Genomic DNA, 13,506 nt, shown 5'->3' with positions numbered 1-13,506 from the left:
GTCACTATTGAAGGTACTGGCTTACCTCTACTGCGTCAATTTGTTCTTGCTTGAGATAGCGTTTAGCGTACTGCGCGTAAATGCCACTAGAGAGAAAAAGGCGAAAAATATCAGCATCGATGTGTTGGTCTTTGGCCATGAGGCTTAAAATATGGATAGATTCAGAGAGGGTTTTAGCTTTTTTGTACGGACGGTCATTGGCGGTTAGAGCTTCAAAAATATCGGCTACGGCGATGATGCGCGCGGGCAAGGAGAGCTCTTCTTTGGTGAGCTTACACGGGTAGCCTGTGCCAATCATGGTTTCATGGTGCCCACCGGCGTATTCGGGGATTTTTTTGAGGTTTTCCAAAAGGGGGAGGGTCTTTAGCATGCGGATACTCATGATGATGTGTTCGTTGATTTTGTAGCGCTCTTCGTCGTTAAGGGTTCCTTTGCGGATGGAGAGGTTGTACAGTTCTCCTTGGTTGTTAAAGTAGGGGGGAATTTCCATCTTGATGCCCAGTTCTTCGTAGCGTTTTTGGTCGATGGGATGGTCTCTTGGGATGCAGTGTTCGGGTTTGTCGCCTAAGAGGGTTTCTTGGCAAGGAAGGGGGCAAGCAGCCAGGGTTTTAAGGCGCAGGTTTTCGGCATTGCTAAGACCAAGGCGGTCATCAAAATGGCGTGTCCATGTGGTTGCTGCAATGGTGCGCAAGCGTTCTATGCGCCCTTCGTCCATGAATTCTCCCCCGATGTTACATTCTGCTAAAAAAGCAAAATCTTCGTAAAGCTTCTCTTGGGCTTTGTCGCGTTTTTGACGCAACGCTTCCGCGTTTTCTTTGCCCTCCAAACACCCCTCTAAATAGGCAATGTGTGCGTCTCGCAACAGTACCTCAAAACGGGTGCGGATTTCATGGATGCGGTTGTAGATGGTTTCGAGCTTGGTGGCCTTGTCTACGACGTATTCAGGTGTAGTGACCTTGCCGCAATCGTGTAGCAAAGCACTCATGCGAAATTCACGCCATGCTGCTTCGTTTGGAAAGCTAAAGGTAGCAAAAACACCCTCCGTGGAGGCATCGGCGGCTTTGGCGAGCATGAGGGAGAGTTCAGGAACGCGTTGGCAATGGCCACCTGTGTAGGGGGATTTTTCGTCGATGGCTTCGGCGATGAGGTGGATGAACGCGTCTATAAGTGTTTCTTGCTCTTTGCTGTGTTGCTTAATGGCTCTAGCCATGTGCACCATGGAGTGGCTGAGTTGATGAAACTCTTTAATGCGGGTCTTGATGGGACGCACTGCGTTGTAGCGTTTGGCTGTCACGCTATCACTCATGGTTTTTAGTTGATCCACGGGATAGATGATGATACGCCGCAATAAAAACCACGTTAAAAGGACAATCAATAGCAAGATAATCAGTGAAATCGTGGCGGTTTCAAGGGCGATTTGGTTGGCTTCTTGGGTGACTTTATGTTCTTGTAAGTAGGTGCCAATGTGCCATTTTAAACCAAAATCTGAAGAAAACTCCGAAAAAGCAAACAAGTGTGCCACGCCTCTCTCGTCCCAAACCCTGCCTTGCAAAACGCCGTTATTGAAGGCTTCGTAAGAGGCGGGGAAAAAAGCAGAACCAAGTTCGTCAAAGTTTTGAGGAGCGTGATCAAGCTGCAAGGAAGTGGCGATTACATGTCCCGTTTCACTAAACAATACAATAGGTCCCTCTACGGTTTGACTTTGTTCTTGGAGTAAATGCGTGATGCGCTCAATGGTGAAATCAACACCCGCTACCTTGCCGTGTAAAGAAGCGGTATCGGCCAATGAAACGGTGATGCCGTAGGCACTCGTGGAGGCAAAAGAGTAGGGCTCAGACCAGTAAAATCCTGAAGCTTGCCAGGCTTTTTGAAACCAGGTGCGCACTCTTGGGTCGTAGTTAATGGCGATGTCTTGGGTGTCAAGGGTGTTAAATTGTCGGTCTTTTAGTAGCCAGCGGTCACTGGGTTCTTTTTCGTGTAGATTTATGACGCGTAAGGCCAGTTTAGGGTCGCGTCTGGCTTGGATAAAGTTTCCCAGCGTGTCGGCAAGGTAAATACTGGCGATTTTATCATTAGAGAGGAGCATTTCCCACAAGGTGCGCATAAAAACATCGTTGGCATAAAAAAGCGATTTTCCTTCAAGGGTGTGGATCAGCACAGAAAGGGTAGCGGAAGTATTTTTAAGGTACGTGTTGAGGCTATCAATGACATTTTGCCGCGCAGTTGCATTGCGTTTTTGAATCATCTTATAAGAATTTTTAGCACTTTCCTTGTAACTGTAGCCGATGAGCGAAAGGGATAAAAAAACAGCAAGGCCAACAAAGAGGGAAAGAAGGCCAAAGGTGAACGTAAAACGGGTTGGTTTTTTCATCAAAAACCCTTTGTTTTGGTTTACATGTAAACACAACAACCACGCAAAACGTTACTCTAGCACGAAAAGGCCTCAAGGGTCAAGGAGCGGGACTTGACCCTTGAGGGGCCTATTTAATTTTTTGATATTCTTCCACGAACTCTTTGGCGTTTTCACCCCGCAAAAAATCGGCGGTGCGCAAAAGGCCATCACTGAGGTAGCGCACATTGTAGCCTTGAAGCATGAGGTAGGTGCGCGCAAGGTTGGCGCGGTCATTGTGGGGGCACATGGTAACGATGAGCTTGGATTTGTCCAGCTCATGGAGGCGGTCAGGCAGTTCGTTGAGGGGAATGTTGATGCTAAAACCCATGTGCCACGCTTCAAACTCTTCTTTAAAACGGATGTCGATGGCTTGGGCTTTGCCTTCTTCTAAGAGCACCAAAAGTTCGGGGGTTTGGATTTTCATGGCACTGCGTTCTTGGTAGTCAAAACCACGCAAATACGTGCCTAAATCCTTTGCAAAAGCAAAAGAAGCGCACAAAGCAAGGGTGAGCAAAAGGGGAGTAAGGCGCATTAGCACGCCCCACCACACCCGCACCCTTTGGCGGGAGCGGACGCACTGGCCTCTTTTAAGAGGGTGACAAGCTCCTCCACGCTAGGCACACGCCCACTGAGTTTTACTACCCCATCCACCACCAAAGCGGGCGTACTCATGACCCCATAACCCATGATAGCGGTGATGTCTTCGACTTTTTCCACCTGCGCAAAGACGCCCAGTTTTGCCACAGCCTCTAGTGCCACTTTTTCTAATGTTTTACATTTGGCACATCCTGTGCCTAGTACTTCAATCTTCATCTGTCTTCTCCTATAAAATGATATTAAACAAAAACCCTACAAGCAAAATCCCAGAGCCTACGGTGCCAAAAAAGATGCCGATGAGTTTCATGGAAAGCACCCGTTTTAAGATCATCGCTTCAGGTAAACTCAGTGCTACGACGGCCATCATAAAAGAGATGGCGGTGCCCATGAGCATCCCTTTGGCGGTGAGTGCTTCCACAAGAGGCAAAACCCCCGCGGCACTGGCGTACATGGGAATGCCCATGAGTACGGCGATTGGCACCGCGTACCACGCATCGCCACCGGCGTATTGGGTGATGAAATCTTGGGGTACATACCCGTGAATAAACGCCCCAATTCCCACGCCCACGATGACATACACGTAAATCTTTTTAAACAAATCGCGGGTAAATTCCCACGCTTCCTTTGCGCGCACGTTAAAGGGGATTTTTTGCGCTTCATAACTTGCGTCCACGGGTTTTATCTCGATGAGCACCTCTTTGTCTAGGTGCATCGCCCCGATGATAAGCCCCGCAATGATAGCCACAAGTAGCCCCAGCCCCACATAAAGGGCAGCGATTTTCCATCCAAAAAGGGACAACAACAAGGCAATCACCACCGCGTCGCTCATGGGCGCGCTAATGAGGTAGCTAAAGGTTACGCCAAGAGGAATCCGCGCTTGCAAAAAACCCAAAAACAACGGAATAGCCGAGCACGAGCAAAAGGGCGTGAGCACCCCAAAAAGAGCGGCAAGCACATGGCCTAAGACTTTGTTTTTCCCTGCGATGTATTCTCTAGCTTTTTCCACGGGAAAATAACTCCGCAAGAGGCTCACCAGGTAAATAATGCTCACGAGCAAAATAAAAATCTTAATAGTGTCGTAGATAAAAAAGTGCACCGCTTCGCCTAAATGCGTCCCTTTTTTTAACCCAAACAGACCAAAGACCAACTGTGCACTGAGCGCTTCCCACCAACTAAACATCATACACCTACTTTGTTAAAAAAGGTGGTGATTTGCGGCAAGAGTGTCTCGTAAATGGCTTCATAGGTCGCCACAAACGCCTCAGGCCCTTTGCCATCGGGGTCTTCAAAGCTGACATGCAAGCGGGGTGCAGGGCGGGGAAACATAGGGCAGGTTTCATTGGCATGGTCACATACAGTAACGATGAGGTCAAAGGGGTGCTCTTGCACCGCTTCAAGGGTTTTGGAGTGGTAGGTTTCCTTCCAGATGCCTTTGGCTTCAAGGAGGGCCTTGGCGTGCGGGTTCACGCGACCACTGGCTTTTACACCCGCACTTTGAGCGCTAATGCCCTCTAAAAAGGCGTTGATTTGGGCTTCGGCGATGATGCTTCGGCACGAATTTCCTGTACACAAAACTAAAACAGAGCCCATTATCCTTCTCCTTTAATGACACATGCATCCACTTTGCAAGGCACCTTTACATGTAAAGCCCCAATAGCCTCTAGCAGTTGGGTGTGCAAAGGGGTTTTGGGCGCGAGGTCGTAGTAGGCCCATTTCCCTTCGCGTTCTACGCTAACAAACCCTGCTTTTTTAAGGATGTTGAGGTTGGTAGAGAGGCGCGCTTGGCCCATTTGCAGGCTGTGTTCTAGCTCACACACGCAACTTTTGCCGTGTTTTTGCAAGAACGCCAAGATATGCACCCGCGTTTCGTTGCTCACGGCCGCGGTGGTGTCGATGAAGGTGTCCATCATTTTTCTCCAAACCAATGGCGTGTGCGGTTGGCGATGCCTACAAGGGCAAGCATCACAGGCACTTCTACGAGTACGCCCACGACGGTCACTAAGGTTGCACCCGATTGCAAACCAAAGAGGGTGATGGCTACGGCAACAGCCAGTTCAAAAAAGTTGCTCGTTCCAATCATACTCGCGGGTGCTGCGATGTTGTGGGGAAGCTTCCATGTTTTTGCCCACCCGTAGGTAATGTAAAAGATAAAAAAGGTTTGCAAGGTGAGCGGAATGGCGATGAGAAGTACATGTAAAGGATTGCCCAAGATGACATCTCCTTGAAAGGTAAAGATGATAACAAGGGTGAGGAGCAGTCCTGCTACGGTAATGCCGCTAAATTTTTTGACAAACACGTCTTCAAAGTACGCCAATCCGTAGCGCCCGATGACGTAGCGTCTGGAGAGATACCCGCCCGCTAAAGGGATGACCACAAACAAAAAGACCGAAAGCAACAAGGTGTTGTAAGGCACAAACACATCGCTAATGCCCAGTAAAAACGCGACGATAGGCGTAAACGCGACGAGCAAGATGAGGTTGTTGACCGCTACTTGCACGAGGGTGTAGGCGGGGTCGCCTTCGGTGAGGTGGCTCCACACAAAGACCATGGCAGTGCAGGGTGCTGCTCCTAGTAAAATAGCACCCGCGAGGTACTCGTTGGCTAAAGATGCAGGGAGGAAGGCGCTAAAGATGACTTTGAAAAAGAGTGCGGCGATGAGGTACATGCTAAAGGGCTTGATGAGCCAGTTAATGGTGCATGTAATGATAAGCCCCTTGGGTTTTTTGCCCGCTTCCAAGACGCTAGCAAAGTCGATTTTGAGCATCATGGGGTAAATCATGAGCCAAATTAAAATCGCCACAGGGATGGAAACGTTAGCGTACTCAAAACGGCTCAGGGTTTGAGGAACAGCAGGAAAAAGCTGACCGATGGCCACTCCCGCAACAATACACAGTGCTACCCACACGGTGAGGTAACGTTCAAAAAAGCCGATGCCACCAGAGGGTTGGGCGTTATTTTCCATGGAAATATCCTTACATGTAAAGAAATGAAACTGATGGAACTATATATCAACATATCTTAATATATTCTAAACGTTAGTAACCGTTTTGTTATAAAACGGGCGTAAGATGCATGCACTAACCCAAAGGGACGTCTCGCTCATTCTCGGTTTGTCGTCCTGACAAACCTCCGAGGATTTTCGGCCAGCGCACCTCCTGAGCGCTTTATGGCCTCAAAAATCCGCTCAACGCCCCTTTGGACTAGTGCTAAAATCTTTATAAGGACGAAAATGAATCCTAAAGTACTGTTTGTGTGCATCCACAACAGCGGGCGAAGTCAGATGGCTGAGGCATGGCTCAACGAACTTTCCCATGGCGATATTACCGCTATGAGCGCGGGGTTTGAACCCCGTGGGCTAAACCCTTTGGCGGTGCGCGCCATGGAGGAAGTCGGGGTGGATATTAGTGCTAAGCAAAGTGATAGCGTGTTTGATTTTTTCAAGCGCGGGCTTCGCTTTAACTACATCATCACCGTATGCGATGAGGGCAATGCGGAAAAATGCCCCATTTTTCCTGGGGTCTCCCACCGCATCCACTGGAGTTTCAAAGACCCTGCTGAAGTAGAGGGAACGGATGAGGAAAAAATGGCGCAAGTGCGTGAAATCCGCGATGCTATCCGCACGCACGTGGAGGACTTTTTGGTGCTCTTTTCCAAGGGAGAAATCGCCCAAAATGCCCCAAGTGAGTGGAAATTTGGACGGTAGGCTAGACCAAGCCCAGTAGCGCCACTAGCAGCACGGGTGGGGTGATGATAAGCCCCACTTTCATGTATTCCCACCACCCAATCTTCACCCCTTTTTGCGCTAACACATGCAGCCACAACAAGGTGGCAAGGGAGCCGATGGGGGTCATTTTTGGCCCAAGGTTGCACCCTAAGATGTTGGCGTAAGCTAAAAAGGTGTCACCCGTGGTTTGGATGGCGATGTCCATGACCATGATGGCGGGCAGGTTGTTCATGATGGAACTTAACAGTGCGGCTAAAAAGCCTGTGCCAAGAATGTGCGCGGTGTGGCCAAAGCCTTTGAACCACAGCAACAATTCCGCGATAGTGTCCGTCAACCCTGCGTTTTTAAGGCCAAAAACCACCACGTAAAGCCCCACGCTAAACCAGATGATTTGCCACGGCACGTCGCGCAAGATACCCCTTACTTCAACAGCCTTAAGGCCCACGGCAAGCCCCAAAAACACGAGCGCGCCCCCAAGGGCAAAAAGTGAGACAGGAAGTCCTAACCCATCGCCCACCAAATAGCCCACGAGCAACCACCCTAAAAACCACCAACTTAGCCTAAACATGCGCGGGTGTTTGATGGCGGTGGAGGAAGCGGGGAGGGCGTGGGTAGGCACGGTGCGGGGAATGGCGCGGCGAAAAAAGAGCCACAACACCACGGTGGAGGCAAGGATGGCTAAGAGGTTGGGGAGAAACATCGCTAGGGCGTATTCTCTAAAACCGATGCCAAAAAACCCCGCAGTGAGGATGTTGGTGAGGTTGGAGATGATGAGGGGGTTGGAGGCGGTGTCGCTGATGAACCCGCCTGCCATCACAAAAGCAAAAAGGGCTTTGGCATCAAGGCGCAACAAGCGCATTTTGGCCAAAACGATGGGCGTGAGGATGAGGGCGGCGCCATCATTGGCAAACAGTGCCGAAACAAGGGCACCCAAAAGGATGATGCCCACAAACATCACGTGCCCATTGCCCTTGCTAAGGCGTGCCGTTTTCAGCGCCGCCCACTCAAAAAACCCGATGGCATCTAGCACCAAAGAGAGCAAGATGATGCCCAAAAACGCCAAGGTCGCGTCCCAGACAATGTGCGTTACCTCAAGCACATCACCCACCGTGACCACCCCAGACACCAACGCCGCACCCGCCCCAAGCAACGCAGAAGTGCCAATAGGCACCCCCAAAGGCCGCCACAAAACGAGCAATAACGTCACCCCAAACACGCCCAATGCTAGCACGTTAATCCTTTACATGTAACGGAAAATGAAACGCTAACACAAGAACTCTTAAAGTGTGTATTTATGGTATCATTTGCCTTTAATCACTACTTTTTGAAGGAAGGCTATGCGTCGTGAACCCCTTGTATTGGCTACTATGTTGGGCGTGGCTGTGTATGCTACCTTTGTACTGTTTCAGGGGTATTTGGGGAGCTTTATCATCGCTATGGTGTTGGCTACGGCTACGCACAGTTTTTATATAAAAATTTGTAAATATGTTAAAAATCCCGTGGTGGGCGCGGTGGCGATGTTGCTACTCATGATGGTCGTGCTGTTTGTGCCTTTGGGGTACTTGGTTTTTAAAAGCGTGGCTTTGGCGTCGCAGATTGATTTGGGGTTGGTGCAAGCGCGCGTGGTGGAAGTGGCGAAGCTAGGCGAAGACCTTTTGGCAAGAACTCCCGGCATCCAAGAGCGCGTGATGGAGTTTTACACCAATCTTGACCTTGCGTCCATTAGTAAAACTATTTTTGGGTACGTGGGGCTTATTACCGCCAAAAGTGCTTCGCTGGTGAAAGACACACTGTTTATCATTTTGTTTTACTTTTTCTTGCTCATTTACGGCAAAGAGATGGTGCATTATGTGTTTAAAACCGTGCCATTGTCTCAATCCAATACCGATACCCTCATCAAAGAAACCTCCATCACCGTGCGGTCGCTTTTTTATTCACTCTTTATCACGGCGTTTTTGCAAGGGGCGTTGTTTGGGATACTTGTCTTTTTCTATGACCTAAATGCCCTGTATTTGGGACTGCTTTATGGGATTGCGTCGATGATTCCTGTGGTGGGCGGGATGTTGGTGTGGATTCCTGTGGGGCTGTATGCTTACTTGAGCCTCTCCACAACCGCCGCTGTGGTTATTGCTCTTTACTCAGCGCTTGTGCTTGGGACATTGGTAGACAACTTCGCCCGTCCTGTGGTGGTGAGTTGGGTCAACAAACACTTGCTTGGTCAAGCGCGTGGCATGAACGAAGTACTCGTCTTTTTTGCCATGATAGCTGGGATTGGGATGTTTGGATTTTTTGGTATCATTTTAGGCCCAACGATTGTAGCCATGTTGCTCTCGCTCATGCGACTGGTGCAACTGTATCAAGCAGAATAGACTACGATAAAGGAAAACTATGCGTGTGATGTGTCCCTATTGTTTTAGCCTCAATAACGTCCCTCAAAAAGAACACTACACCAAGGCAAACTGCGGCAAATGCCGTGAGTCGTTGCTTTATACTGGCGTCATTGAACTCTTTTCAGAAAATTTTGATGAAGTGGTAGAAAACTCGCAAATCCCCGTAATAGTGGACTTTTGGGCGCCGTGGTGCGGGCCGTGCAAGGTGATGGGCCCAGCCTTTTCCAAAGCGGCGGAGCACTTTCCCCTCAAAGCGTTGTTTGCCAAAGTTAACACCCAAGACGAGCAGTGGCTGGCTCAGCGTTTTGACGTGCGCTCCATCCCTACCCTCATTGTGTTTAAAGAAGGCAAAGAGCTTTACCGCATGTCAGGAGCTCTTAAAGAAGCCGCGATTGTGAGCCTCACCCAAGGGTTTGTTGGCTAATTTGGAATCTTAATAGCCTCTTGGGAAAAGCAAATCTGCAAGGGTTGTGAGGGGTAAAACGGGCGCGATTTAAAGACCTCAAAGGGCTCAATGCACTCGATGAGTTGGCTTCCCACCGCTACTTTGATGGAAACCTCGTTGCTTTTAGTTAGGTGGAGGATTTCTCGCACAATCCCCTTGAGGGAAATGTAATTGTTGGTGCTGTAACAGGCCATTTCTTTGGAGAAAATCTCAATCATGCGCGGGTTGATAGCCACACCGCGTTTTTCACCGATGCGCCAGTTTTTAGGAAGGGCCATGGACTCGGTGGCGTTAAAATGGTAGACCAAAGACTCCCCTTCTTCAATCCACTTGCCCACGATGAGGTTGGTGGTGGAAAACTCCATCATGCGTCCAAAATGCAAGCCTAGCTTTCGTGTGGCGATAGAAGAGAGCCAGTCAAGGTCGTGGCTAGCGATGATGATGGTGCTTTTCCATGCTTCGTGCGCGTGTAAAATAGCCTCGGTAAACACGGGCACGCCGCTGATATCTAGGCTATTGGTTGGCTCATCTAGGAGTAAGGTTTTGGGCCGCAAAATGAGGCGCGCTGCAAAGGCCACCCGTTGGGTTTCACCGCTAGAGAGTTCATGCCACGAGCGTTTGAGAAATTTTTTTGGCAACAAACCTACCAGTTCGAGGGCTTCATGAAGGCGTGCGGTTTCGTCGTCTTTGATGCCATGCGCACGCAACCCAAACAGTAAATTGTCTTTGATGCTACGCTTAAGAAGGTAGGGTTCAGGAAGCAAGGTGCCAATTTCGCGCCTTACATGTAAGGGGAGGGTTGAGGGGGTGTAGCCGCGGTAGCACACCTCGCCCTTGTCGGGAGTTTCTAAAAAAGCAAGGTGGCGCAAGAGGGTGCTTTTGCCACTCCCATTTGAACCCACGAGGCCGATGATTTCGCCCTCGTAAAGGGTGATGTCTTTGATGTCAAGGACGGGTTTATGGCCATGGTTTTTTTGCAAGGAAGTGATGGTGTAAAGGGGCTGTTGCATCAGTACTGCCTTGCGTTTTTGCGCAGAAAATTAAGAGAGAGATTGACTAAAAAGGCGATGCCAATGAGCACGATGCCAAGGGCGATGCCCATGGAAAACATCCCTTTGCTAGTTTCTAAGGAGATGGCGGTGGTGATGGTGCGGGTGTGGTATTTGATGTTTCCGCCGATCATCATGGCCACGCCCACTTCGGCGATGACGCGCCCGTAGGCCGTGACCGCGGCGGCCAAAAGCCCGTGGCGCAGTTCCCAGACCACATTGCCCACCATTTGCGGCAAGGTGAGTCCAAAAGAACTTAAGGTGTAGTACAGCTTGCGGTCCATCCCCTCAATGGCCGAAGCGGTGAGGGAAACGACGATAGGAAGAGCCAGAATGGTTTGGCCGATGATGATGCCTTCCATCGTAAAGAGCAAGCCAAGTTCGCCAAGGGGCCCGCGGTAAGAGATGAACGCGTAAACCAAAAGGCCGATGACAACGGTAGGTGTGGCAAGGAGGGTGTCGGAGATGAGGCGAAAGGTTTTACGCAAGGGAAAATCAAAAAAGCCCAAGATAAAGCCAAGGGGAAAGCCAATCACAATGCTCAGTAAAATAGAAATGGTCGAGGTGCGAAGGGTGACATCAATAGCAGAAATGGTCTCCGCGTCCAAATGCACCAACAGCCAAAAGGCCTCCACGACCCCTTGTGTAATAAACTCCATGCCCACCCCGTTGTCTTGACATCGATGGTAAAGAAAAGCTACCATTCGAATGTTCTAAATTTGCATAATCGAAGGAGGATTATCCTATGTTTTCAGTAAAACCTCGCTTAAGAGGCCGAATTTTAGGGGCTTTTGTGCTTGCTGTGTCACTTTTAAACGCGGGCGAACTCAAGATGGCGACCACGACCAGTACGGACAATACAGGTTTACTTGACGTGCTTGCACCCTTGTACAAAAGCGACACGGGCGTAGAGCTTAAGTGGATAGCTGTTGGTACGGGCAATGCGCTCAAGCTTGGGGAAAATTGTGATGTGGACGTGGTGTTTGTGCACGCTCCAGCACTGGAGAAAAAGTATGTGGCAGATGGTTTTGGCGTGGATAGAAAACCCGTCATGTACAATGACTTTGTTATCTTGGGCGCACCAGAATACAAGGCAAAATTTGCGGGTAAAAGCATTGAAGAGGCCTTTAGTATCGTCAAAAAGGAGCAGATTAAGTTTGTGAGTCGCGGGGATAATTCGGGCACGCACTCCAAAGAAAAAAGCGTCTGGAAGGCCGCCACTGGCGCCATACCTGAGCGCGAACCTTGGTACATTGAAGCGGGTCAGGGGATGATTGCGACCATTAACGTGGCTATGGAGCAAAAAGGGTTAACCCTAGCAGATCGCGGCACGTTTATCAAATACGAGTCAAACCACAAAGGCAACCCACCCCTTGTCATCGTGTTTGAGGGTGATGCGAATTTGAATAACTTTTACTCTATCATGGCGGTCAACCCAAAACACTGTGCTAAAGCCGATTACAAAGGCGCGACACAGTTTATAGAATGGATTGTCTCACCCAAAATCCAACACGCCATTGGCGCATTCAAACTGCTCGACAAACAACTCTTCACCCCCGACGCGGCTACCCGCAAGGAGTGATTTTTTTTAGACCCTGAAATATGCCAAAACAGCATGTTTCAGGGCTGAGCCTTACATGTAAACAAACTGTAAGCGTTTAGATTTTGACCCTATAACTCACATTTCGACCCGCGGTTTCCTTGATGTGTTCAATGCATCCAAAGGTTAAAAGCTCGGCAATGTCCCTAACGGCTGTTGCTTTACTCACTTTTGTCAGTGAGATGTATTTTTTTGTATTTAATCCACCTTGAAAGTTTTCTGCACCTTTGTCAAGCATTTTATTTAACACTTTTATCTGTCTTCGGTTTAGTGCTTGATTTTTGTGTCTGCCCCAAAACTTTGTTTTTTGCACAAGGTACTCAATGTTTTTTAACGCTTGTTCCATTGCGTTATTTAACACCCGCAAGTGCCACTCTAGCCAAGGCGTTATGTCAAAATTTTTGTTTAAAAGCAGGTTCGTCGTTTCGTCTAAAATAGCATAATAGCCCTTTCTCTCGTGACTGATTGCAGTGGAGATAGAATAGAGTTTGAACGGTATGCTTGATGTATTTTTTGAGAGGATATAATCCGTAATAGCCCTCGCGATTCTTCCGTTGCCATCATCATAAGGGTGGATAATCACAAACCAAATATGTGCTATTGCAGATTTTATGTACACGTTTTCATTGCTTTGATTGCAGTATTTTAAAAAGGTGTTAATATCCTCATTAAACCTCTGAACGGGAACTGCTCTGTAGTGGATTTTTTCATATCCCATCGCACCTGAGACAACCTCCATATCACTATGACTTCTAAATGTTGCAATACGGATTTTGTCTAATTTGCTATACCCCGTGTGTCCAAAAAGGCAGTTGTGCCAACCGTGGAGTCTCTCTAGGCTCAGATTTGCTTTATTTAAATTTGAATCAATTAAAATTTCAACAAGATTATCCGTTGCTATGGTCGCGTGTTTGTCGTTTCTTGCATCAAACTCTTTGTCCAGTTTTTTTCTAAAAGATGACCTGACACTTTCTCTTTTAAGTACTTCACCTTCTATTAAGGAGGTGTGAAGTGCCTCGTCCGTTAAGGTTTCTACTTCAATGGTTACAACATCATCTTCGCCAAAGAGTTTTGACATGCCCTCAAGCAGGCCTCTGTTGTAGTCAATCTGACTGATTAGCGTGGTTAATTTTAATGTGTCATAGTGAAAATTTGGATAATCATGGTGTTGCCATATCCATTTTTTAGTACCTGCTTCCATGCGCAACCTTTGAAACGATTAGTGGGTTTAATAGTACCACAATATGAGCCGATTAAAGCTATTAATCGTTTCTATCGGAGCTTAGACCCCCTTTTGCTTTTATAAACG

Annotated in this window: 15 protein-coding genes; 4 read left to right on the top strand and 11 right to left on the bottom strand. The window is 48.5% G+C overall.

All coding sequences use genetic code 11. The features are described from left to right. Window positions 1-4 precede the first annotated feature (4 nt). From AC5SLM_RS13195 to arsB, 7 genes are all read right to left on the bottom strand, one after another. Window positions 5-2,371, bottom strand: coding sequence for an HD domain-containing phosphohydrolase (locus AC5SLM_RS13195; protein ID WP_495251437.1), 2,367 nt, complete (start codon window positions 2,369-2,371; stop codon window positions 5-7). 109 nt (window positions 2,372-2,480) lie between these two features. Then, window positions 2,481-2,924 (bottom strand): rhodanese-like domain-containing protein, encoded by a 444-nt coding sequence (locus AC5SLM_RS13190; RefSeq protein ID WP_495251436.1) that lies wholly within the window; start codon window positions 2,922-2,924, stop codon window positions 2,481-2,483. Then, the gene (locus tag AC5SLM_RS13185; RefSeq protein WP_495251435.1) at window positions 2,924-3,205 is read right to left on the bottom strand and encodes a thioredoxin family protein; all 282 of its coding nucleotides are present in this window, start codon (window positions 3,203-3,205) and stop codon (window positions 2,924-2,926) included. The genes AC5SLM_RS13190 and AC5SLM_RS13185 overlap by 1 nt, the downstream gene beginning before the upstream one ends. 10 nt (window positions 3,206-3,215) lie before the next feature. Then, on the bottom strand, window positions 3,216-4,169 hold the full coding sequence (locus AC5SLM_RS13180; RefSeq protein WP_495251434.1) for a permease: 954 nt from the start codon (window positions 4,167-4,169) through the stop codon (window positions 3,216-3,218). Beyond that, window positions 4,169-4,579 (bottom strand): arsenate reductase ArsC, encoded by a 411-nt coding sequence (locus tag AC5SLM_RS13175; protein WP_495251433.1) that lies wholly within the window; start codon window positions 4,577-4,579, stop codon window positions 4,169-4,171. The genes AC5SLM_RS13180 and AC5SLM_RS13175 overlap by 1 nt, the downstream gene beginning before the upstream one ends. After that, window positions 4,579-4,899, bottom strand: coding sequence for an ArsR/SmtB family transcription factor (locus AC5SLM_RS13170; protein WP_495251432.1), 321 nt, complete (start codon window positions 4,897-4,899; stop codon window positions 4,579-4,581). Before AC5SLM_RS13170 ends, AC5SLM_RS13175 begins: the two co-directional genes overlap by 1 nt. Beyond that, window positions 4,896-5,951, bottom strand: a complete 1,056-nt coding sequence (arsB, locus tag AC5SLM_RS13165) for an ACR3 family arsenite efflux transporter (protein WP_495251431.1) — start codon at window positions 5,949-5,951, stop codon at window positions 4,896-4,898. The genes AC5SLM_RS13170 and arsB overlap by 4 nt, the downstream gene beginning before the upstream one ends. A gap of 267 nt (window positions 5,952-6,218) precedes the next feature. Between arsB and AC5SLM_RS13160 the strand changes: the two genes are divergently transcribed. Further along, entirely contained in the window at window positions 6,219-6,692 is a 474-nt protein-coding gene (locus AC5SLM_RS13160; protein ID WP_495251430.1) for an arsenate reductase ArsC, read from the top strand. Between the two features lies 1 nt (window position 6,693). Here AC5SLM_RS13160 and AC5SLM_RS13155 read toward each other — a convergent pair whose 3' ends face one another. Beyond that, window positions 6,694-7,944, bottom strand: coding sequence for an arsenic transporter (locus tag AC5SLM_RS13155; RefSeq protein ID WP_495251429.1), 1,251 nt, complete (start codon window positions 7,942-7,944; stop codon window positions 6,694-6,696). A gap of 106 nt (window positions 7,945-8,050) precedes the next feature. On the opposite strand from AC5SLM_RS13155, the gene AC5SLM_RS13150 reads away from it, so the two are divergent. Continuing rightward, window positions 8,051-9,082, top strand: a complete 1,032-nt coding sequence (locus tag AC5SLM_RS13150) for an AI-2E family transporter (protein ID WP_495251428.1) — start codon at window positions 8,051-8,053, stop codon at window positions 9,080-9,082. Window positions 9,083-9,101: 19 nt separating this feature from the next. Beyond that, the gene (gene trxC, locus AC5SLM_RS13145; RefSeq protein WP_495251427.1) at window positions 9,102-9,527 is read left to right on the top strand and encodes a thioredoxin TrxC; all 426 of its coding nucleotides are present in this window, start codon (window positions 9,102-9,104) and stop codon (window positions 9,525-9,527) included. On the opposite strand, the gene AC5SLM_RS13140 is transcribed toward trxC, so the two are convergent. After that, window positions 9,524-10,558, bottom strand: coding sequence for an energy-coupling factor ABC transporter ATP-binding protein (locus AC5SLM_RS13140; protein WP_495251426.1), 1,035 nt, complete (start codon window positions 10,556-10,558; stop codon window positions 9,524-9,526). The two genes, trxC and AC5SLM_RS13140, sit on opposite strands and share 4 nt — an antisense overlap. After that, on the bottom strand, window positions 10,558-11,256 hold the full coding sequence (gene tupB, locus AC5SLM_RS13135) for a tungstate ABC transporter permease TupB (RefSeq protein WP_495251425.1): 699 nt from the start codon (window positions 11,254-11,256) through the stop codon (window positions 10,558-10,560). Before tupB ends, AC5SLM_RS13140 begins: the two co-directional genes overlap by 1 nt. An 86-nt stretch (window positions 11,257-11,342) precedes the next feature. On the opposite strand from tupB, the gene tupA reads away from it, so the two are divergent. After that, window positions 11,343-12,179 carry a tungstate ABC transporter substrate-binding protein TupA gene (gene tupA, locus AC5SLM_RS13130; protein ID WP_495251424.1) on the top strand — a complete coding sequence of 279 codons (837 nt, stop codon included), beginning with the start codon at window positions 11,343-11,345 and terminating at the stop codon, window positions 12,177-12,179. A 76-nt stretch (window positions 12,180-12,255) separates the two neighbouring features. Here tupA and AC5SLM_RS13125 read toward each other — a convergent pair whose 3' ends face one another. Further along, entirely contained in the window at window positions 12,256-13,398 is a 1,143-nt protein-coding gene (locus tag AC5SLM_RS13125) for a Fic family protein (protein ID WP_495251423.1), read from the bottom strand. Window positions 13,399-13,506: the final 108 nt, after the last annotated feature.

The organism is Sulfurospirillum sp. HTRB-L1 (assembly GCF_059415125.1).
Note: the sequence above shows the minus strand (reverse complement) of the source record. Positions and strands in the feature narration are given on the sequence as shown.